The following is a 19,241-nucleotide window of genomic DNA, read 5'->3' on the forward strand; positions in this document are numbered from 1 at the left end:
AACCGCGCCGTAGTATAAAGGCAAGCCCTTAACATGGATACGTTCTTTTATGCTCTCTCGACATGGAGGTCGACAAAGATGTACACACAATATTGGCAGGTTGGGCTGGATATTCAAATGGAGGCCATACGCGCCTTGGCGGTTGTCAGGCGTCGCCATGGCTGGCAATTGCGCTACTGGTGGCATCACCCCTTACCTGCTGGCACCTTGCGCGAAGGCATTTTACAACAGCCAGATATCGTTAGCGACAAACTCAAATTATTGCGCCAACAATTACCGCGACATATCTCATTACGTATTGCATTACCCGCACAGAGGATCTTGCAACATGCCATGGCCGCGCCGGACAGACGTCTGCGTGAGCCGGAGCGTGAGGGTTATATCAATGCAACGGCCAGCCGGGTATTTCCGCTAAATAGTCAGGAATTGGCTCTGGATTATCGCGCTAAAATCCCATCAGACAGTGAGCTATTAATTACCGCCGCCCGCCAGTCAGAAGTACAGCAGTGGCAAAGCTGCTTACATCAGGCGGGTTTACCCTCACACATCATTGATATCACGCCCTGCGCTTTGCGCTATATGGCGGCAGCGGCGGGGCTATCTGGACCCTATTGGTTGATTCATCGTCTGGCGAACGAATGGCTATGGGTCTCTTCCAGCGAGCTGGCGTTTGAGTTCGGTGTGGTCACGAGTGAGACGGATGAGGGGGTGCAGGAAGACGATTCGGCTAGTGCAGTCGATCCGCTATCGGCCTTGGTGACACAGCTTCAGACTCGTTATCCCGAACTGAGTGCGGCACCTATGCGGGTGTACTACAGCAGCACGATGGATGAACAGCCGCCCGAAAACACCACTCACTGGTCACCCTTTGCGGCATTTACCCAGTATCAACCACCCCTCCCGCCCTTACCTGCCGCTTACACTCTGGCTGGAGGGCTGGCACTGCGCCCAGTGGACTATTGATGTATCAGGTTAATTTTTCATTATGGCGCACTGAACGCCTGCTCGCCCGTTACCGTTTTTGGCGTAATGTGGGATTGTGCCAATGCTTACTTTTGGTCATCGCACTGGTGGTAGCGCAGATGCAATCATATGCAGTGAAAATCCGTCAGCAGGGCAGTTTGGCTGAGCTAACACAGCAACAGGTGGCATTAAGCCAGCATCATCAAAAGGTGCAACAGGCTATAGCGCAATTGCAGCAAACAGAGCAGCGTTTGCTGATCTATCGTCAGGCGCATCAATCGGCCCGTCGATACGCCACATTGTTGCAGCAGCTATCACAGCAAATCCCAGATAGCTGTTGGCTGGTCAGCTTAGTGCCACAAGGCGATAGGGTGATTTTTGAGGCGATTAGCCAAGAATATGCTGCTATTAACGACTTTTTAGTGCAACTAGGCCGCCAATCTCTCCTCGCGAATGTGCGCTTACAAAAGATTGCCCAGCAGGATGACGGCCATTTTCGTTTTGCAGTTTGGGCTAATTGGCGTGGCGGGGATGATAACAATGAATAAGAAATTACAACGGTGGCTGGATAGGCCGGGTTGGCAGCTCTGCTTATGGCAATGGGGTGTTCTGGGGCTACTGGGTGCTGCTGCCTATGGCATGTTATTACGCCCCACATGGCAACAGCAGAGTCTCGCTGAAAATAAAATCATTCAGCATCAGCAGCAGGTAGAGCATCAACAGTCACTCTTGGCGACATTGCCCGCACTCTCTCTCATTCGCCAACAAATCGTGGCAGTGGGGTCTGAAGACATGTCATGGCGGCGGCATGAGGGTGCACCAAAAAATAGCTCGATGGCGCATCTAGTTGGTGAATTGATTGCACCCTTTGGTGGGCAGGTTGTTTCTTGGCAGCGACAAACTGAGCGGACAGTGGAGATAGAAACAGACTCAGTTAATTATCAGCAGTGGCATGCAACTTTGCGCGTCAATTTCTATGGGCTGCTGCATTTATTTCGCCAGTTATCCGAAATTTCAGCACCTATTCGAGTGCAACTGATTGAAGTTAAAAATGATAAGGCTGCACTGAATGTGAAAATAAGTCTGAAAGAGTACTTCGAGGAGGGCATCAATGAGTCACCGCAATAGAGTGTTGGCCGTGGGGCTACTGATAGCCGCATCACTGACCCCTGCCGCTGATGCAGACACGGCGGAGCGTAATCCTTTTCAACCCGTATCGGCAGCATCTTGTAGCAGTGATCGAGAGCGGCTAGCCAGTTGGCAGCTACAGGGCATTGTGAGTGGTGCCGATTACCACTCCAGTTGGGGGCGGTGGCCCAGCGGTCGCGGACAAAAACTGGTTGTAGGGCAACAACTTCTGCCCCATTGGCAGGTCACCGAGATTAGCGCGCGGCAGGTAAATCTAGAGCATATCAGCCCAGATAAAACGTGCGCAGGGTTCTCAGCGCCAATAGTGCTATCGATGCGCTGAGTTAACTCTTTTTCTGATGATAGTCAGCATTAAAAGGAATTGAACTGATGGATATGGATACCACTAAAGTCAAAATAACAGGTTGGTTAACACGGATATTCAACCTCGTGTGGGGGCGGAGGCTCATGCTGCTGCTCAGTTTGTTACTGACGAGCACTGCGTCGCATGGCACAAAAGGAGGGCCGCCGGTCACACTGGCATTTCAAGATGCCCCAGTCTCCGTCGTATTGCAGGCGCTGGCCGACTATCAGCAACTGAACTTGGTGGTCGCCGCTGGGGTCAGTGGCAATATTAGCCTCCGACTGGTCGATGTCCCTTGGGAGCAGGCGCTGGCGATCATTTTGCGCATGGGTCACCTGAAAGCCGAGCGCGAAGGCGCTGTGATGATGGTGTTCACTGAACAAGACATTGAGGAGAGGCAACAGCGAGCTGAACAAAAAGCGGCGCCAGACTCTATGAGTAGTCTGACATTGGCTTTGCAACATGCGGATGCTGAGCACGTCGCAGAGAGTTTAGAGGAGGGGGGCTTGCTCTCTCCGTTGGGCAGTGTGGTGGCCGATAAACGCACGAATACATTACTCATTCGCGATACTCCCGCATCATTAGCAATATTGAAAGGCTGGCTGGCAGAGATGGATCTTCCCTTACAGCAAATCCAACTTGCCGCACACATCGTGACCATGAGCCGCGAAAATTTGCAGGAGTTGGGGGTGCGCTGGGGGATGGGAGAGCCGCCGCACACCACGTCGCTGAGAGTAAATGATTTTAATGTCAATTTACCGCTGGCAAATAGTGCTGTCAGTGCAGGATTTAATGTGGCGCGTATTGGTGGGCGGCTTTTGGAGCTTGAGCTGAGTGCATTAGAGCAAGAAAATCAGGTTGATATTATTGCCAGCCCGCGCCTGGTCGCCTCCCATCAGCAAACTGCCAGTATCAAGCAAGGTTCTGATATTCCTTATACGGTATCGCGGGGGGAAAAAGGTGCTGCTTCTATTGAATTTAAAGAGGCGGTATTAGGCATGGAAGTCACCCCTAAAATACTGCGCAATGGCAAAATTACTCTAAACTTGAAAATTAGTCAGAATATGCCCGGAATGACCATTAAGCGTGGTGATACTGAAGCTCTGCTAATAGATAAGCAGGAAATAAAAACCCAAATAACGGTAAATGATGGTGAAACTATTGTGCTGGGTGGCATATTCCAACAAAAAAATAGTCAGGCAGTTAATAAAGTGCCCATACTGGCCGATATTCCCTGGTTAGGGGCGCTGTTTAAACAAGATGCTCAGCAGCAAAATCGGCGAGAACTGGTGATTTTCATCACGCCGAGGCTAATCAGTGCTTGAGCCATATAAGGTGCTGTTTTATGAAAACGGGTCAATCTTGGTGACTTTCTACAACTTTTTGTGTGATAGAAGGCTTCTAAATTTGACGCTGCGCCAGATTTAGCTTACAAGGGTTACCGAATTGAGCGCCGAGGTTTTTAATAACGTTGATACGCCGATAAAAACGTATGGTTTCCCTCCCACGACGTGTACAACGATTTATTCGGTTGCCAAACTACCAGAAGTGCTGAGATAATTTTCCGTCTGATCTCGCACTATCGCTCATGAGGTTTCAGTTTAGGTCCCGCCGCTAATTTGATTGGCGGGGCGGGTTATCATTAACGAATAGTCTTAGTAATACCAAAAACATGGCAGAGAAACGCAATATCTTTCTGGTTGGGCCTATGGGTGCCGGCAAAAGCACTATTGGTCGTCAGTTAGCTCAGCAACTCAATATGGAGTTTTTTGACTCCGATCAAGAAATTGAGCGACGTACCGGAGCTGACGTGGGCTGGGTATTCGACGTGGAAGGCGAAGAAGGTTTCCGCGATCGCGAAGAAAAAGTTATTAATGAACTGACGGAAAAGCAAGGCATTGTTCTGGCAACCGGTGGTGGCTCTGTTAAATCCAGAGAAACCCGTAACCGTTTGTCAGCCCGTGGCGTTGTGGTGTACTTGGAAACCACGATCGAAAAGCAGTTAGCCCGTACACAGCGTGACAAAAAACGTCCGTTGTTGCAGGTTGATTCGCCTCCGCGTGAAGTGTTAGAAGCACTGGCAAAAGAACGTAATCCGTTGTACGAAGAAATTGCAGATGTCACCATCCGCACTGACGATCAAAGCGCGAAAGTTGTTGCTAACCAGATTATCAACATGCTGGAAAGTAACTGATTTTAGCATTTTACTAATGCCTCCGGGCGTAAGTTAAGAAGGTTACTGAGCGCGACATGGAGAAGATTACTGTCACGTTAGGGGCGCGTAGCTACCCCATTACGATTGCTGCTGGATTGTTCAATGATCCGGCTTCTTTTAAGCCGCTAAAGGCGGGTGATCAGGTCATGCTGGTCACCAACCAAACGCTGGCTCCACTCTATCTGGACTCGCTCCGGGCAGTGCTGGAACAAAGCGGCATTAAAGTGGATCAGGTGATTTTACCTGATGGCGAGCAGTATAAATCTCTGAGCGTTCTGGAGCAGGTATTTTCTGCCCTTCTGGAAAAACCGCACGGTCGTGATACTACGCTTGTCGCCTTAGGTGGCGGTGTAGTAGGCGACCTGACCGGTTTTGCCGCAGCCTGCTACCAACGCGGTGTTCGCTTCATTCAAGTCCCTACTACCTTATTGTCTCAAGTGGACTCTTCTGTCGGTGGCAAAACCGCAGTGAATCACCCATTGGGCAAGAACATGATTGGTGCTTTCTACCAGCCGGCCTCGGTGGTGATTGACCTTGATTGCCTCAAAACTCTCCCTCCACGTGAGCTTGCTTCCGGGCTGGCTGAAGTGATCAAATACGGCATTATTCTTGATGCTGCTTTCTTTGATTGGCTAGAAGATAATATCGACGCACTACTCGCACTGGAGATGTCAGCATTAGCTTACTGCATCCGCCGTTGTTGCGAATTAAAAGCTGATGTTGTTGCAGCCGATGAACGCGAAGAGAGCGGGATGCGTGCTTTACTTAATTTGGGTCATACTTATGGTCATGCCATAGAGGCTGAAATGGGGTATGGCGTCTGGCTACACGGAGAAGCTGTTGCTGCCGGTATGATGATGGCGGCGCAAACCTCCCGTCGATTGGGCCAATTCTCAGCGAGCGATGTTGAGCGTATTAAAAAACTACTTTTACGTGCCGGTCTGCCTGTCTGCGGGCCGCAGGAAATGACACCTGAGTCCTATCTGCCGCATATGATGCGAGATAAAAAAGTGCTGGCAGGCGAGCTTCGTCTGGTGCTGCCAACCGCGATCGGTCAATCAGAAATCCGTAGCGGTATTGCACTCGACATGGTGTTGGCGTCGATCGCTGATTGCCAGTAATAGGAAATGGCATAAGTACCAAATGCATAAATTCTATATTCATAAGATCTATGCTCATAAGCTCTATGATGTTGTATCATAAGAACATCATATTCCTTTGCTGCGGGCGGTTTAGCCTGTTTGCAGTCAGTAAGTTCAATCAGCCGGATCGCAGTGATAAACGCGGTAGGCTTTTGCCTCTAGTTGGAGGGTTTAGATGGATGATTTAAAGCCGGAAGACGATCTGAAACCAGATAGCAGTGACCGTCGTCCTACACGCGCACGTAAGTCCTCTGCGGGGCCGAAGCTGGCTGTCTCACGTCAACATATGATGATTGGTATCGGCATTTTAGTGCTGCTATTGATTATTATAGCCATCGGTTCAGCCCTGAAAGCGCCGACAGAGCATGAAGCATCTCAACAGAATCCCAATGTTGATGCCGCGAGAAATATCAATCTGTCTGATTCATCTTCGCTCACCAGTGGCAATAATGCACAACCGGGTGTGGTGAACAATGCCAGCGATAGCCATGATGCTAATGGCGTGAAGAACACGGCTCAGCCGCAAGATATCAGTGCACCGCCGATTTCGCCGACACCAACCGAAGCTACAGCACAACCTTCAGCGAACAGCCCGACTCAACGTGTCGAGTTACCGGGCAATATGTCTGATGCGCTCTCCCAGACTCAGGGGCAAGTCGATACGTTGTCTCAGAATATGAATGACGGGCAGACCTCAACCTTGCCGACAGCACCGGCAACGGTTTCTGGCGCAAAAGGGGCGAAAGCACCTGTGACGGGTGAAAGCATTACTCATCCATCACAGAAGCCGGGCACGGTAGTGACTAAATCGCCATCTACCAGCCATAAAAAGCCGACAACGGCGGTCTCTCCGGCAGCCTCTGCGGTACCTGCTAAATCAGGTTCGGCGAATGGCAGCAGTAGTGCGTTGAAAAATGCACCAAGCAGCCACTTCACGCTACAGCTGAGCAGTGCATCTCGCTCAGACACGCTGAATGCCTATGCCAAGCAGCAAAAATTATCTGACTATCATGTCTATGAAACTAAACGTGATGGCAAGCCTTGGTACATTTTAGTGAGTGGTAACTATGCCTCTTCTGCTGACGCAAAAAGGGCAATCACGACACTACCAGCCGATGTTCAGGCGAAAAAACCGTGGGTTAAACCTGTACAACAAGTACAGCAAGACCTTAAAAAATAAATCATTCTTATTTGTGCGCTGATGTGCTGTTTGAAACAGAGTACAATCTGCGGCTCTGAATTATTAAGTAGCTAACTGACGGCATGAAGAAAAACCGCGCTTTTCTAAAATGGGCTGGTGGGAAATATCCGCTGGTTGATGACATTCGACGCCATCTTCCAGCGGGAGACTGCTTGATAGAGCCATTCGTCGGTGCGGGGTCGGTGTTTCTTAACACTGAGTATGAGTCTTACATACTGGCCGATATCAACAGTGACCTCATCAACCTCTACAATATCGTGAAGGAGCGCACTGATGACTTTGTGCGCGACGCTCGGGTATTATTCACGGGTGATTTCAATAATTCCGAAAGTTTTTACCTTCTGCGTCATGAGTTTAACTCTAGTAACGACACCTATCGCCGGGCATTACTGTTTCTCTATCTGAATCGTCATTGTTATAACGGTCTGTGCCGTTATAATTTGAGCGGTGAATTCAATGTGCCTTTTGGTCGTTACAAAAAACCTTACTTCCCGGAAGCTGAGCTATATTGGTTTGCTGAAAAGTCGCAACATGCTGTATTTGTTTGTGAGCACTATCAGGAAACGCTATTAAAAGCCGTGCACGGTGCCGTGGTTTACTGCGATCCTCCGTATGCGCCGCTCTCTGCGACCGCCAATTTTACGGCATATCACACCAACAATTTTGGTATTGCGGATCAACAGAATTTGGCGCGTCTGGCTTACCAGCTTTCGGCCGAAAGCCAGATTCCGGTTCTGATCTCTAACCACGATACAGAACTGACGCGTGACTGGTATCATCAGGCGTCACTGCATGTCGTGAAAGCGCGCCGTACTATCAGCCGTAATATCCTAGGCCGTAGTAAAGTGAACGAGCTTTTGGCGCTGTATAGCTGAGCGGAAACTTCTGCTCGGTAAAGATTCCAACCCAGTGGTTTATGAAACAGCAGCCTGATCCTTATGTAGAGGGTGAGATCTGCTCAATGGATGCTTCATAAAACAAAGAGATACGTTTGGAGACGCGGATGAAAAAGTTTTTAATTGCCCCATCTATTCTGTCAGCAGATTTTGCCCGTTTGGGTGAGGATACCGCCAAGGTACTCGCCGCTGGTGCTGATATTGTGCATTTTGATGTGATGGACAATCATTACGTTCCTAATCTGACCATCGGGCCGATGGTGTGTCAGGCGCTGCGTGACTACGGTATTACTGCGCCAATTGATGTGCATCTGATGGTGAAGCCGGTTGACCGTATCGTCCCGGATTTCGCCAAGGCCGGTGCCACCTATATCTCATTCCATCCTGAAGCCTCAGAGCATGTTGACCGCACACTGCAACTCATCAAAGAGAGTGGCTGTAAGGCGGGTCTGGTGTTCAACCCAGCCACGTCCCTGAGCTACCTTGATTATGTGATGGATAAGTTGGATGTCATTCTGCTGATGTCGGTCAACCCCGGTTTTGGCGGGCAATCATTTATCCCCGAGACACTGAACAAGCTGCGGCAGGTGCGTAAGCTTATCGATGACAGCGGTTATGACATCCGTCTGGAAGTGGATGGCGGGGTGAAAGTGGATAACATTCGCCAGATAGCCGCTGCGGGTGCCGATATGTTTGTTGCCGGTTCGGCTATTTTCAGTCAACCGGATTATGCTGCGGTCATTGATGCGATGCGCAGTGAACTGGCGATGTCGGCCCATGACTAAGTTTAGTGCTATTCGTGGTGTGGCTTTCGATCTGGATGGCACATTAGTGGATAGCGCGCCGGGGCTTGCCAGCGCGATTGATATGGCGTTGGCGCATCAAGGCTTACCTGTTGCCGGTCAAGATCGAGTTTCTACCTGGATTGGTAATGGCGCTGATGTGCTCGTCGAACGTGCGTTGCGCTGGGCTGGTTGTGAGCCTGATGCTCAGGCGGTTGCCCATACCCGCGAGCTGTTTGACCACTATTATGCCAAAACGGTTGAGCAGGGGAGCCAACTCTTCCCGCAGGTAAAAGCTACCTTGGCACAGTTGGCGGCCAGTGGCTTGCCCATGGGGCTGATTACCAATAAGCCCACGCCCTTTGTTGCGCCTTTGCTGGCGTCACTGGGCATTGCTGATTATTTCTCCGTTATCATTGGCGGGGATGATGTGGTGGTGAAGAAGCCCCATCCGGCTCCACTCTATTTGCTGTTGGCTAAACTTGGCCTGCATGCTCGCGAAATGCTGTTTGTCGGTGATTCGCGTAATGACATTATGGCCGCACAGGCCGCAGGTTGCCCCAGTGTTGGGCTGACCTATGGATATAATTACGGTGAAGCTATTGCCACCAGTCACCCCGACTGCGTGATAGATCACTTTGCCGATCTGTTGCCCGCTATCGGGCTACCATCTCTAAAAGATCAGGAAGTATAAAATGAGTCATCCCACTGAATTAGCTCAACCTGTTGTATCCAATAAACCTATCGTATTTAGCGGCGCGCAACCGTCCGGTGAATTGACCATTGGTAATTACATGGGTGCGCTGCGTCAGTGGGTACAGATGCAAGATGATTATGATTGCATCTATTGCATTGTTGACCTGCATGCCATTACGGCGCGTCAAGATCCCGCGCTGTTAAGAAAAAGGACGCTGGACACACTGGCACTCTATCTGGCTTGCGGTATCGACCCGAAGAAAAGCACCATTTTCGTTCAGTCCCATGTACCAGAGCACTCTCAACTGAGCTGGGCGCTGAACTGCTACACCTATTTTGGCGAACTGAGCCGCATGACCCAGTTCAAAGACAAGTCAGCCCGCTATGCCGAAAACATTAATGCTGGCTTGTTTGATTACCCGGTGTTGATGGCAGCGGATATCTTGCTGTATCAGACCAATCAGGTGCCAGTGGGTGAAGACCAGAAACAGCATCTAGAGCTGAGCCGCGATATCGCGAACCGATTTAATAATCTGTATGGCGATATCTTTAAAATCCCTGAGCCGTTTATTCCTAAAGCCGGTGCGCGGGTGATGTCGTTGCAAGACCCGACCAAGAAGATGTCCAAATCAGATGACAATCGCAACAATGTCATTGAGTTGCTGGAAGATCCTAAGTCGGTGGTGAAAAAGATTAAGCGGGCGATGACGGACTCTGATGAGCCAGCGGTGATCCGCTATGACACTGAAAAGAAAGCCGGTGTCTCTAACCTGCTGGATATTCTCTCGGGTGTGACAGGCAAATCAGTCCCTGAGCTGGAAGCGCAGTTTGAAGGCCAAATGTACGGCCATTTGAAAGGCGCTGTTGCCGAGGCGGTTTCCGGTATGCTGAGTGAGCTACAGGCGCGTTATCACACTTATCGTGAAGATGAGGCTTTCTTGCAGGAAGTGATGCGGGAAGGGGCAGCCAAGGCTCGCGCTCGTGCTCAAGAAACATTATCGAAAGTGTACGAAGCTATTGGTTTTGTCGCGCATCCGTAAGTAATGACATAGCAATATCGAGGTGGAGAGGATAAGCAGAAGAGTAAAGCGTCCGCGCCAGGACGGCGCGGCTCGAGCCCCCATGGAAGGGTTTACGGCGTCTTTACGATCTGCTTGTTTTCTCCACCGGTAATCGACCACTTTCCCCCTTCTGCGTCAACTCAGCTCAACCCACCTTTTCGACTTGCTCCGCCACTTTGCCGTGCTCGGCGCTGGAAAACCAATTCAGTTTTTCACGTAAGCTGACCACGCTGCCGACAATGATCAGGCTGGGGCTGCTGACCTGCTGGGAAAGGAGCGCTAACTGACTCAGTTCGCCACTGACCACTCGCTGATGCCGCGAGGTGCCATTTTCCACCAGTGCCACCGGTGTTGTGGCAGACATGCCGTGTCGAATCAGTTGCTGCTGGATCTCTCCGGCTTGCGACAACCCCATATAGAACACCAGTGTTTGTTTCTCCGCCGCCAAATTAGCCCAATCCAATTGACTCTCTTTCTTGGCATGGCCGGTAATTAGCCGCACACTTTGCGCATGATCACGATGGGTCAAGGGGATGCCGCTATAGGCAGAACAGCCCGACGCGGCCGTAATCCCCGGCACCACTGAGAAAGGAATGCCGTGTTCGGCCAGTGTTTCTAGCTCTTCGCCGCCACGGCCAAAAATAAACGGGTCGCCGCCTTTCAACCGCACCACCCGCTTGCCTTGCTGTGCTTGCTGCAACAGGATTTGATTAATTTGATCCTGCGGAACACTGTGATGACCCGACTGTTTGCCGACAAAAATTCGCTCGGCATCGCGCCGCACCAGATTCATCACCTCATCGGAGACTAACCGGTCATACACCACCACATCGGCTTGCTGAATCTGCTGCAAACCTTTTAAGGTCAGCAAACCCGCATCGCCCGGCCCTGCGCCCACTAACACCACTTCACCGCGATCAGAGAGCGGCGCATTGAACAACTGCTCAATGTGTTGCTCGGCTTGGACCTGATCGTCATTCGCCAGAGATTGCGCCAAACGATCGTGGGTCAGCAGCTTCTCCCAAAAACGGCGGCGATTGGGCATAGCGGCAAAATGTTGCTTCACCCGCTGGCGTAAATTTCCCGCCAACTGGGCCAGTTGCCCCAAATGCAGTGGCAGCATGGCTTCGAGTTTTTCCCGCAGTAGCCGTGCCAGTACCGGCGCTTTACCGCCAGAGGAGATAGCTATCATGATGGGTGAGCGGTCAATGATTGATGGCATGATAAAACTGGTGCGCTTCGGATCATCCACCACATTGCAGAACACGCGCTGTTGGTTGGCACTTTGATAGACCAACGCATTGACTGCCACCTGATCGGTTGCCGCAATCACCAACCACTTCTCTGCCAGCAGCTCGGGAACAAATTCGCTGCTCACTAAAGAGAGCCGCCCTTGCTCGGCCCAATCGTGAAATTGTGGCGTAAATTCGCAGGCGTTGACCGTGACGATAGCCCCCGCCTCCAGCAGCAAGCGGGCTTTGCGTTCGGCCACTTCACCACCACCGACCAGCAGGCAGGCTTTGTTTTGCAGTTGGCAGAAAATCGGGAAGTAGTCCATCGGCAATCCTTCAGATTAAGGGAGCAGAGTGATAAAGCCCGCCTTTGCAGGCGGGATAAGGCGGGTAAACAGTTACTCTTTCACCGCGTGTGGTGCGCTGATGGCCGCAGGTTGCGGGCGCTGCTCGCGTGGCGTGGCATACCAGTAGCCCAGCCCCATAAAGACGGCACCCGACAAGGTGTTACCCAGTGTGACCCACAACAGGTTGTGACCAATGCCGCTCAGGGTATAAGCCTCGCTGTGATGACCAAACCATGACAGTGCGAACAGGGTCATGTTGGCCACTGAGTGCTCATAGCCAGAAGCAATAAAGGCCAGTAAACACCACCAGATAGCGATAAATTTCGCCGCGCCTTCGACGCGGATTGCCATCCAGATCGCCAGACAAACCAGCCAGTTACATAATACACCCTTGAAGAATAAGGTCATAGCGGGCGCGGAGGTTTTTGCCAGCGCGGCGGTGTGTACCAAGCTGGTATCCACGGTAAGCAAGCTGCCGCCGCCGTAGTAATAGAGCAGGGCGACAAATACCGAACCCAGCAGATTCCCCAACCAGGTTTGTGGCAATACCGCCCACATTTGGCTGGATTTGATGGTGCCCGCTTTCACGCCGAAGGTCAGGAACATGGTGTGACCGGTGAACAGCTCAGAACCGGCGATAATCACCAAGGTCAGCGCCAGACCAAAGGTGGCCCCCATGACCAGCGGACGGTAAGCTGGGTCGATCAGGTTACCTAGGGTGAAAATCAGAATAATGCCAAGGCCAACATAGGCACCGGCCATGGCTGAACCAATCCAGAAACCCAGCGGGCTGTCTTTGGCCAGTTTGACGATGCGTGCCGCGTTAGCCGCGCATTTGTTAATCGTATCTGTGTACATTTTTAATCCCAATCCCCTCGCTCTTGTCGCTGCAGCGGTGTTCGCTGCTCTCGCTAACCCGAATCACTTACTGCCGTTGATCTCAAAATAAATAAGCTCATCGGGATTAACTCGTTGGCTGCCTTGCTGCAACGCCAATATCTTTGGGGATGATTTAGTGTTGTTTTGTCGGTAGGGTCGGTTACCCGCTATTTAACACGCTTTGACTTGTACGATGCCCTCACGGACTCGCGCGTCATAATGGGTCACCGAGCGCGTTTCATCTTCCAGACAGTAGCCATCATGCAGGCGAAAGTGCTGTTTTTTCAGGGGGCTGGCGACCCACAGATCACCTTGATGCTCGGCAATCAATCCTCGCGACAGCACACTGGCTTGCGCAAAGGGATCGATGTTGCTGATGGCGAAAACCTGCTCGTCAGAGTAAGGACGGAAAACCGCGATGTGATGTTCGCCGATCAGGCCGCACACGCCGCTGCCGGGCAAAATATCGTCTAACTGGCAAAGGGGGATCCACTGGCTCATCGATTTTCCTCCAATTCTAGCACCCGCACGGGGATGCGCTCATCCGGGCGGGCTGGGCGATGTTGTTCACGTTCAGCCACCACTTGCACATTCGGGTCGCGCAACGGGCTATTGATAAAGTGGGCAAAGCGAACCTGTGCCGCAGGATTCTCGACAGTGGCTTTCCATTCACAGGTCACTTTGTCGCGCAGACGGGCGATATCAGCTTCCAACTGGTCGTTGATGCCCAGTTTGTCATCGAGGATCACCGCCCGCAGGTAGTTAATGCCGCCTTCTAAACTCTCCAGCCACACTGAAGTGCGTTGCAGCTTATCGGCGGTGCGGATGTAAAACATCATAAAGCGGTCGAGATAGCGCATCAGGGTCTCTTCATCCAGATCCGCTGCCAGTAAGTCCGCGTGACGTGGCTTCATGCCGCCGTTACCGCAGACATACAGGTTCCAGCCGTTTTCGGTCGCAATAATCCCCACGTCTTTGCCCTGCGCTTCGGAACATTCGCGGGTACAACCAGAGACACCAAACTTCATTTTGTGTGGCGTGCGGATGCCTTTGAAGCGATGCTCCAGTGCGACACCAAAGCCCACGCTGTCACCGACACCAAAGCGGCACCAAGTACTGCCGACGCAGGTTTTCGCCATACGCAGCGCTTTGGCATAGGCATGGCCGGTTTCAAAGCCCGCTTCAATCAACTGCGCCCAGATAGTGGGCAGATCGTCTTTTTGCGCGCCAAACATCCCAACGCGCTGTGAGCCGGTCAGTTTGGTGTACAGATTATACTCTTTGGCGATGCGACCAATGGCTAGCAGGCCATCCGGCGTGATCTCCCCACCCGGTGAGCGCGGGATGATCGAGTAAGTGCCATCTTTTTGGATATTGCCGAGGAAGTTGTCATTGGTGTCCTGCAACGGGGTGTGTTGCGGCTCCAGAATATAGTCATTCCAGCAAGAGGCCAGCAGTGACCCGACCGTCGGTTTACAGACTTCACAGCCGTAGCCTTTGCCGTATTTCTCGCGCAGGGCATCAAAGGACTTAATCCCCTCAACACGGATCAGGTGATACAGCTCTTGGCGCGAATAGGCGAAGTGCTCACACAAATGGTGATTAACTTCAATACCTTGCTTGCTGAGTTCCGCATTCAGCACTTGGGTGACCAGCGGAATGCAACCGCCACAACCGGTGCCCGCTTTGGTGGCGGATTTTAGCGCCGCGACAGTGTGGCAGCCCTGCCCGATGGCCTGAATAATGTCGCCTTTGGTGACATCAAAACAGGAGCAGATCTGCGCGGTATCGGGCAGCGAATCTACCCCCATAGCGGGTTTACTGCCCGCGTGGGCAGGGAGGATCAGGCTGTCAGGATTGTCTGGCAGCTCGATATTATTCAGCGCCAGTTGCAGCAGGTTGCCGTAATCGGAGGTATCCCCGACCAACACCGCACCCAGCAGGGTTTTGTTGTCGGCACTGACCACCAGACGCTTATAAATCTCTTTATTTTCATCCAGATAAACGTAGCTGCGCGCGCCTTCAGTGCGACCGTGGGCATCACCAATCCCGCCCACATCGACACCCAGCAACTTCAGCTTGGCGCTCATGTCGGCACCCTTGAAGGCATTTTCGCGGCCTAACAGGTGATCGGCGGTGACCTGCGCCATTTTGTAACCCGGCGCAACCAGCCCGAAGGTCCGCTCTTGCCATGAAGCACACTCACCAATGGCGTACACATCAGGATCGGAGGTCTGGCAATAATCATTGATGGCAATACCGCCCCGGCGCGCTGTGGCTAAACCGCATTGATGAGCCAGTTTGTCTTGCGGGCGAATCCCGGTGGAGAAGACGATAAAATCGACTTCTAACTGCGAACCATCAGCAAACTGCATGGTTTTGCGGCTGTTCTGGCCTGAATGAATGATTTCTTGGGTATTTTTGCCGGTATGGACTCTGACGCCCATGCGCTCAATCTTCTGGCGCAGTTGGTCGCCGCCCATCGGGTCAAGTTGCTCAGCCATTAATACAGGAGCAAATTCAATCACATGGGTTTCAACGCCGAGGCTTTTTAATGCCCCTGCTGCTTCCAACCCGAGCAGCCCGCCGCCGATGACCGCCCCGCGTTTGCTGCGGCGGGTACAGGCTTCGATAGCATTCAGATCTTCAATGGTACGATAGACAAAACAGTCTTGCCCTTCGCTGCCTTTGATTGGCGGAACCCACGGATAGGAGCCGGTCGCCATAATCAGCTTGTCGTAATAGAGGGTGCGACCGCTGTTGGAGTGAATCACTTTCTCGGTGCGGTTGATAGTAATGGCGCGTTCGCCCACCAGCACTTTGACGCCGTGTTTTTCGTAAAAGCCTTCACGAACCAGTGACAGTTCTTCGGCGGTATGGTGGGAGAAGTAAGAGGAGAGATGAACCCGGTCATAAGCGATGCGAGGCTCTTCGCAAAATACGGTTATCTCAAATTGGTCTTTATCTGCTTTATCCAGTAAGTCTTCAATAAAGCGGTGGCCGACCATGCCGTTGCCGATGATGGCAAGTTTGACTTTGCTCATTTTTGCCTCAATTTTTAATTTTCTACCCTCACCTTAATCTTCCGCACAGCGCACTTATTGATGTAAATCAATTTGCCCTTCATATACCTCTAAGGTGGTAGATGGCTGATTTTTAACGTTTTTTATAAGTTGCGGATTTCATTCATCTTTAGCTGAATGGTTTCAGTTTTGGTTTTTTTATTCATTAAAATAAAACGGTGTTTTATTAAAAGAAAATCGGGCGGGTGAGGGCTGATCGGATAAGCTAAGAACCAATAGCGCCGAAAGTGGCAAAGGGATAATGGAGGCATCAATGTCAGCACCATCCTCAACGAATCATTTACTGACCAGCATCAACCGTGTGCGCCTTGCTGGGCAAACCGGACTTTGGCAGATCACTGTCACGGAGGGCAAAATCAGTGCGATTTCGCCGCAACCGGAATCACTGCCAACCGGGGCGGGCGTACTGGATGCGCAGGGCGGTTTAGCATTGCCCCCCTTTGTCGAGCCGCATATTCATCTGGATACCACCCAAACCGCTGGGCAGCCGAGCTGGAATCAGTCGGGAACCCTGTTTGAGGGCATAGAGCGCTGGGCTGAGCGCAAAGCGCTGCTCACACGCGAGGATGTCAAGCAGCGGGCATGGCAGACACTGAAATGGCAAATCGCCAACGGCATTCAGCATGTTCGTACCCATGTGGATGTCTCCGATCCCAGCCTGACCGCCCTGAGTGCCATGCTGGAAGTGAAAGAGGAGGTCAGTCCGTGGGTGGAGATGCAGATTGTGGCCTTCCCACAGGAGGGAATTCTCTCCTATCCCGATGGCGCGGTGCTGTTGGAAGAGGCGCTGCGACTGGGCGCGGATGTGGTGGGAGCCATCCCGCACTTTGAGTTTACCCGCGAATATGGCGTCGAATCGCTGCATATCGCCTTTGCGTTGGCGCAGAAATATCAGCGGCTGGTGGATGTACACTGTGATGAGATTGATGATGAGCAGTCGCGCTTTGTCGAAACGGTGGCGGCTTTGGCGCACCGCGAAAACATGGGCGCGCGGGTGACTGCCAGCCACACCACGGCGATGCACTCCTATAATGGCGCTTATGCTTCGCGTTTATTCCGCCTGCTGAAAATGTCCGGTATTCATTTTGTCGCCAATCCCTTGGTGAATATTCACCTGCAAGGGCGCTTCGATACTTATCCGAAGCGGCGCGGCATTACGCGGGTCAAAGAGATGTTGGCAGCAGACATTAATGTCTGCTTCGGTCACGACGATGTGTTTGACCCTTGGTACCCACTGGGCACCGCCAATATGTTGCAGGTGCTGCATATGGGGCTACATATTTGCCAACTGATGGGATACGGCCAAATCAATGATGGGCTGAATCTGATAACCCACAACAGCGCCAAGACGATGAACTTATCGGATTATGGTTTGCAGCCGGGCAATAGCGCCAATCTGATTATTCTGCCAGCAGAGAGCGGTTTTGATGCGGTGCGGCGACAGGTGCCGGTGCGCTACTCCATTCGTCATGGGGTGCTAATTGCTCAGACGCAGCCAGCCGAGAGCCGGATCTATTTGGGGCAGGAAGAGGTGGTTAACTTTAAGTAGGGAAACTGCTCTGTAAGTAGAGATAATGCCCTACAAGTAGGAATAGCGCCCTGCCGCCATTGCGGTGGCAGGGCTGTAAATCAGTACATTACATCATTAGTGTGTGACATGGCCGTGACTGCGGTGCTTGGTGAAGAAGCCCAGAATCAGGCACATCACGAAGACCGCCAGATAGAGGCCATTTGCCGTTGCCAGTGCAGCATGAACACCACTGTTCGCCACTATCGGGCCAGTGACCACGAAGGTCAGCATGGTGCCTACGGTGCCGCAGGTCAGAATGAAGTTCACCAGTTTTGGCGAGGAGACTTTGGTTTGCAGCGAGCCGAGTGTAATCAGTGTGGTGTAAATGGCACTGGAGACAAAGCCTAACGCCAGAATGTAGTAGCTCAGATAGGTTGGATTATCCGTACTGACAAACAGATACATCGCCAGTGTTGCCAGCGCAGCCAACACGGTCACGATGCGTTGCAAGTCAAAGAAGCGCAGGATAAAGCTGAACACCCACATCCCAATCATGTATGAGATCCAGAAGTTACTGACCAGTTGGCCTGCTTGGCTGATATCCATATTGAAGGTTTTGGTCGCGTATTCCGGCACCCACTGGATGAAACCGAGTTGACCCAAGATGTAGCACAGTGCGGCAATCGACAGGAAAAGCACGCCAATGCCCCACTTCTCTTTCGCCACGGGTTTGTTTTCATCGGTGGCTTTATGGCCCAGTACCGGGAACTCAGAGCAGAGTGTCAGCACGAAAATGCCGACATACAGCAGGCCGATGCAAGCATACACCCAGTACCACTCGATATGGCGCGCCAGCAGCATTGCCGCAGCCACTGGGAAAATCATCCCCGCCATACTGAAGAAGGAGTCGGTAAACAGCAGGCGCGAGCCACGTTGACGGCCTTCGTACATGTGGGTGACCAGAAACGTGCCGATCGACATGGTGATCCCGCTAACGACCCCGAGGATGAACATGCTGATGGAGAAGACCATCAGATTGTGACCCACCATCAACCCGGCAATCGCTATCAACATCAGAATAAAGCCAAATACCAACTGACGTTTTAATGGAATGATTTCCATCAACCAGGCATTGAGGAAAATAGAGATCAAAATACCCGCATTAAGGAAAGTGAATGTGTTACTCATACTGGCAATAGGCAGATTGAAATACTCCGCGATATTCCCCATCACCATCCCGGTGACAATAACTAACGCACCGGTCAGGGCGTAAGAAAAGTAACTTATCCAAGTCAGTCGAAGGCGATTGCTGTTATTCATAGAGGGGCCTGTGTCAGCATAGAGTTAAGACGACCATAGTTAAATATAACCATCGTAGTTAATATAACCATCGTAGCTAATATCATCATAGTAAGAACATCGATAAAAAGGGTGAAAACCAATTCATTACTCAGGCGGCGAATCCTAGCACAGGCATAGTGAGTTTTTGTGATTTACATCCAATTTTTAATGTAATGCGTGAAATGTGATAGAGAATAATAGTGAGGCGTCACATATTACGGTTGGAAATACGTGATTCAGGTTCTTAATTTCATTAAATTCCAAGCCCCTGCTTGACCCTGTTTAGGCTCTGTTTAAGTTACTCAGGTTGTTTCGGGTATGATTTCTCTCACTTTTCTGGCCGCAAGCGCCGATAAAAATTGCTGATAAAACAGAGCGTAATGAGTCTGTTTATTTTTAGT

General features: G+C 51.5%; 18 protein-coding genes. 13 read left to right on the plus strand and 5 right to left on the minus strand.

From position 1 onward, the window contains the following. Positions 1-78: 78 nt before the first annotated feature. The 12 genes from pilM (at position 79) to trpS (ending at position 10,427) form a co-directional block, all read left to right on the plus strand. Positions 79-963 carry a type IV pilus biogenesis protein PilM gene (gene pilM / locus HRD69_RS06570; protein WP_004875156.1) on the plus strand — a complete coding sequence of 295 codons (885 nt, stop codon included), beginning with the start codon at positions 79-81 and terminating at the stop codon, positions 961-963. After that, positions 963-1,511, plus strand: coding sequence for a PilN domain-containing protein (locus HRD69_RS06575; RefSeq protein WP_032814375.1), 549 nt, complete (start codon positions 963-965; stop codon positions 1,509-1,511). Before pilM ends, HRD69_RS06575 begins: the two co-directional genes overlap by 1 nt. Beyond that, on the plus strand, positions 1,504-2,091 hold the full coding sequence (locus tag HRD69_RS06580; RefSeq protein WP_032814373.1) for a hypothetical protein: 588 nt from the start codon (positions 1,504-1,506) through the stop codon (positions 2,089-2,091). The genes HRD69_RS06575 and HRD69_RS06580 overlap by 8 nt, the downstream gene beginning before the upstream one ends. Next, a complete protein-coding gene (locus HRD69_RS06585) occupies positions 2,075-2,434 on the plus strand; it encodes a pilus assembly protein PilP (RefSeq protein WP_032814372.1) in 360 nt (119 codons plus the stop codon). Before HRD69_RS06580 ends, HRD69_RS06585 begins: the two co-directional genes overlap by 17 nt. A gap of 125 nt (positions 2,435-2,559) precedes the next feature. Continuing rightward, positions 2,560-3,780, plus strand: coding sequence for a DNA uptake porin HofQ (hofQ, locus tag HRD69_RS06590; protein ID WP_004875153.1), 1,221 nt, complete (start codon positions 2,560-2,562; stop codon positions 3,778-3,780). A 347-nt stretch (positions 3,781-4,127) separates the two neighbouring features. Further along, positions 4,128-4,649, plus strand: coding sequence for a shikimate kinase AroK (gene aroK / locus HRD69_RS06595; RefSeq protein ID WP_004391482.1), 522 nt, complete (start codon positions 4,128-4,130; stop codon positions 4,647-4,649). A gap of 56 nt (positions 4,650-4,705) precedes the next feature. After that, positions 4,706-5,791 (plus strand): 3-dehydroquinate synthase, encoded by a 1,086-nt coding sequence (aroB, locus tag HRD69_RS06600; protein ID WP_004875152.1) that lies wholly within the window; start codon positions 4,706-4,708, stop codon positions 5,789-5,791. 196 nt (positions 5,792-5,987) lie between these two features. Next, complete coding sequence (locus HRD69_RS06605) at positions 5,988-6,992, plus strand: SPOR domain-containing protein (RefSeq protein WP_004875151.1); 1,005 nt, start codon at positions 5,988-5,990, stop codon at positions 6,990-6,992. Positions 6,993-7,075: 83 nt separating this feature from the next. Then, positions 7,076-7,888: an adenine-specific DNA-methyltransferase gene (gene dam, locus HRD69_RS06610; RefSeq protein WP_004875150.1), complete on the plus strand. Its 813-nt coding sequence runs from the start codon at positions 7,076-7,078 to the stop codon at positions 7,886-7,888. 128 nt (positions 7,889-8,016) lie between these two features. Further along, positions 8,017-8,694 carry a ribulose-phosphate 3-epimerase gene (rpe, locus tag HRD69_RS06615; protein WP_004875149.1) on the plus strand — a complete coding sequence of 226 codons (678 nt, stop codon included), beginning with the start codon at positions 8,017-8,019 and terminating at the stop codon, positions 8,692-8,694. Further along, complete coding sequence (locus HRD69_RS06620) at positions 8,687-9,385, plus strand: phosphoglycolate phosphatase (RefSeq protein ID WP_032814371.1); 699 nt, start codon at positions 8,687-8,689, stop codon at positions 9,383-9,385. Before rpe ends, HRD69_RS06620 begins: the two co-directional genes overlap by 8 nt. A gap of 1 nt (position 9,386) precedes the next feature. Further along, on the plus strand, positions 9,387-10,427 hold the full coding sequence (trpS, locus tag HRD69_RS06625) for a tryptophan--tRNA ligase (protein WP_004875147.1): 1,041 nt from the start codon (positions 9,387-9,389) through the stop codon (positions 10,425-10,427). A gap of 166 nt (positions 10,428-10,593) precedes the next feature. Here the strand turns inward: trpS and cysG are convergent, their stop codons facing one another. The 4 genes from cysG to nirB form a co-directional block, all read right to left on the minus strand. Then, a complete protein-coding gene (gene cysG, locus HRD69_RS06630; RefSeq protein WP_004875146.1) occupies positions 10,594-12,006 on the minus strand; it encodes a siroheme synthase CysG in 1,413 nt (470 codons plus the stop codon). Positions 12,007-12,078: 72 nt separating this feature from the next. Beyond that, entirely contained in the window at positions 12,079-12,885 is an 807-nt protein-coding gene (nirC, locus tag HRD69_RS06635; RefSeq protein WP_004875145.1) for a nitrite transporter NirC, read from the minus strand. Positions 12,886-13,077: 192 nt separating this feature from the next. Next, on the minus strand, positions 13,078-13,407 hold the full coding sequence (nirD, locus tag HRD69_RS06640) for a nitrite reductase small subunit NirD (protein ID WP_032814370.1): 330 nt from the start codon (positions 13,405-13,407) through the stop codon (positions 13,078-13,080). Continuing rightward, complete coding sequence (gene nirB, locus HRD69_RS06645) at positions 13,404-15,950, minus strand: nitrite reductase large subunit NirB (protein ID WP_004875143.1); 2,547 nt, start codon at positions 15,948-15,950, stop codon at positions 13,404-13,406. Before nirB ends, nirD begins: the two co-directional genes overlap by 4 nt. A gap of 292 nt (positions 15,951-16,242) precedes the next feature. Here nirB and HRD69_RS06650 point away from each other — a divergent pair, with 292 nt between their 5' ends. Continuing rightward, positions 16,243-17,538, plus strand: coding sequence for a cytosine deaminase (locus tag HRD69_RS06650; RefSeq protein ID WP_032814369.1), 1,296 nt, complete (start codon positions 16,243-16,245; stop codon positions 17,536-17,538). A gap of 96 nt (positions 17,539-17,634) precedes the next feature. Here the strand turns inward: HRD69_RS06650 and tsgA are convergent, their stop codons facing one another. After that, on the minus strand, positions 17,635-18,819 hold the full coding sequence (gene tsgA / locus HRD69_RS06655; protein WP_004875140.1) for an MFS transporter TsgA: 1,185 nt from the start codon (positions 18,817-18,819) through the stop codon (positions 17,635-17,637). Positions 18,820-19,241 lie beyond the last annotated feature (422 nt).

This window comes from Yersinia mollaretii ATCC 43969 (genome assembly GCF_013282725.1).
Taxonomy (GTDB): Bacteria; Pseudomonadota; Gammaproteobacteria; order Enterobacterales; family Enterobacteriaceae; genus Yersinia; species Yersinia mollaretii.

Coding starts and splice junctions, on each gene's coding strand:
- HRD69_RS06620 (WP_032814371.1), top strand. CDS start 8,687: ATGACTAAGTTTAGTGCTATTCGTGGTGTGGCTTTCGATCTGGATGGC.
- aroK (WP_004391482.1), top strand. CDS start 4,128: ATGGCAGAGAAACGCAATATCTTTCTGGTTGGGCCTATGGGTGCCGGC.
- nirB (WP_004875143.1), bottom strand. CDS start 15,950: ATGAGCAAAGTCAAACTTGCCATCATCGGCAACGGCATGGTCGGCCAC.
- tsgA (WP_004875140.1), bottom strand. CDS start 18,819: ATGAATAACAGCAATCGCCTTCGACTGACTTGGATAAGTTACTTTTCT.
- rpe (WP_004875149.1), top strand. CDS start 8,017: ATGAAAAAGTTTTTAATTGCCCCATCTATTCTGTCAGCAGATTTTGCC.
- hofQ (WP_004875153.1), top strand. CDS start 2,560: ATGCTGCTGCTCAGTTTGTTACTGACGAGCACTGCGTCGCATGGCACA.
- HRD69_RS06650 (WP_032814369.1), top strand. CDS start 16,243: ATGTCAGCACCATCCTCAACGAATCATTTACTGACCAGCATCAACCGT.
- HRD69_RS06580 (WP_032814373.1), top strand. CDS start 1,504: ATGAATAAGAAATTACAACGGTGGCTGGATAGGCCGGGTTGGCAGCTC.
- aroB (WP_004875152.1), top strand. CDS start 4,706: ATGGAGAAGATTACTGTCACGTTAGGGGCGCGTAGCTACCCCATTACG.
- dam (WP_004875150.1), top strand. CDS start 7,076: ATGAAGAAAAACCGCGCTTTTCTAAAATGGGCTGGTGGGAAATATCCG.
- trpS (WP_004875147.1), top strand. CDS start 9,387: ATGAGTCATCCCACTGAATTAGCTCAACCTGTTGTATCCAATAAACCT.
- HRD69_RS06585 (WP_032814372.1), top strand. CDS start 2,075: ATGAGTCACCGCAATAGAGTGTTGGCCGTGGGGCTACTGATAGCCGCA.
- HRD69_RS06575 (WP_032814375.1), top strand. CDS start 963: ATGTATCAGGTTAATTTTTCATTATGGCGCACTGAACGCCTGCTCGCC.
- HRD69_RS06605 (WP_004875151.1), top strand. CDS start 5,988: ATGGATGATTTAAAGCCGGAAGACGATCTGAAACCAGATAGCAGTGAC.
- cysG (WP_004875146.1), bottom strand. CDS start 12,006: ATGGACTACTTCCCGATTTTCTGCCAACTGCAAAACAAAGCCTGCCTG.
- nirD (WP_032814370.1), bottom strand. CDS start 13,407: ATGAGCCAGTGGATCCCCCTTTGCCAGTTAGACGATATTTTGCCCGGC.
- nirC (WP_004875145.1), bottom strand. CDS start 12,885: ATGTACACAGATACGATTAACAAATGCGCGGCTAACGCGGCACGCATC.
- pilM (WP_004875156.1), top strand. CDS start 79: ATGTACACACAATATTGGCAGGTTGGGCTGGATATTCAAATGGAGGCC.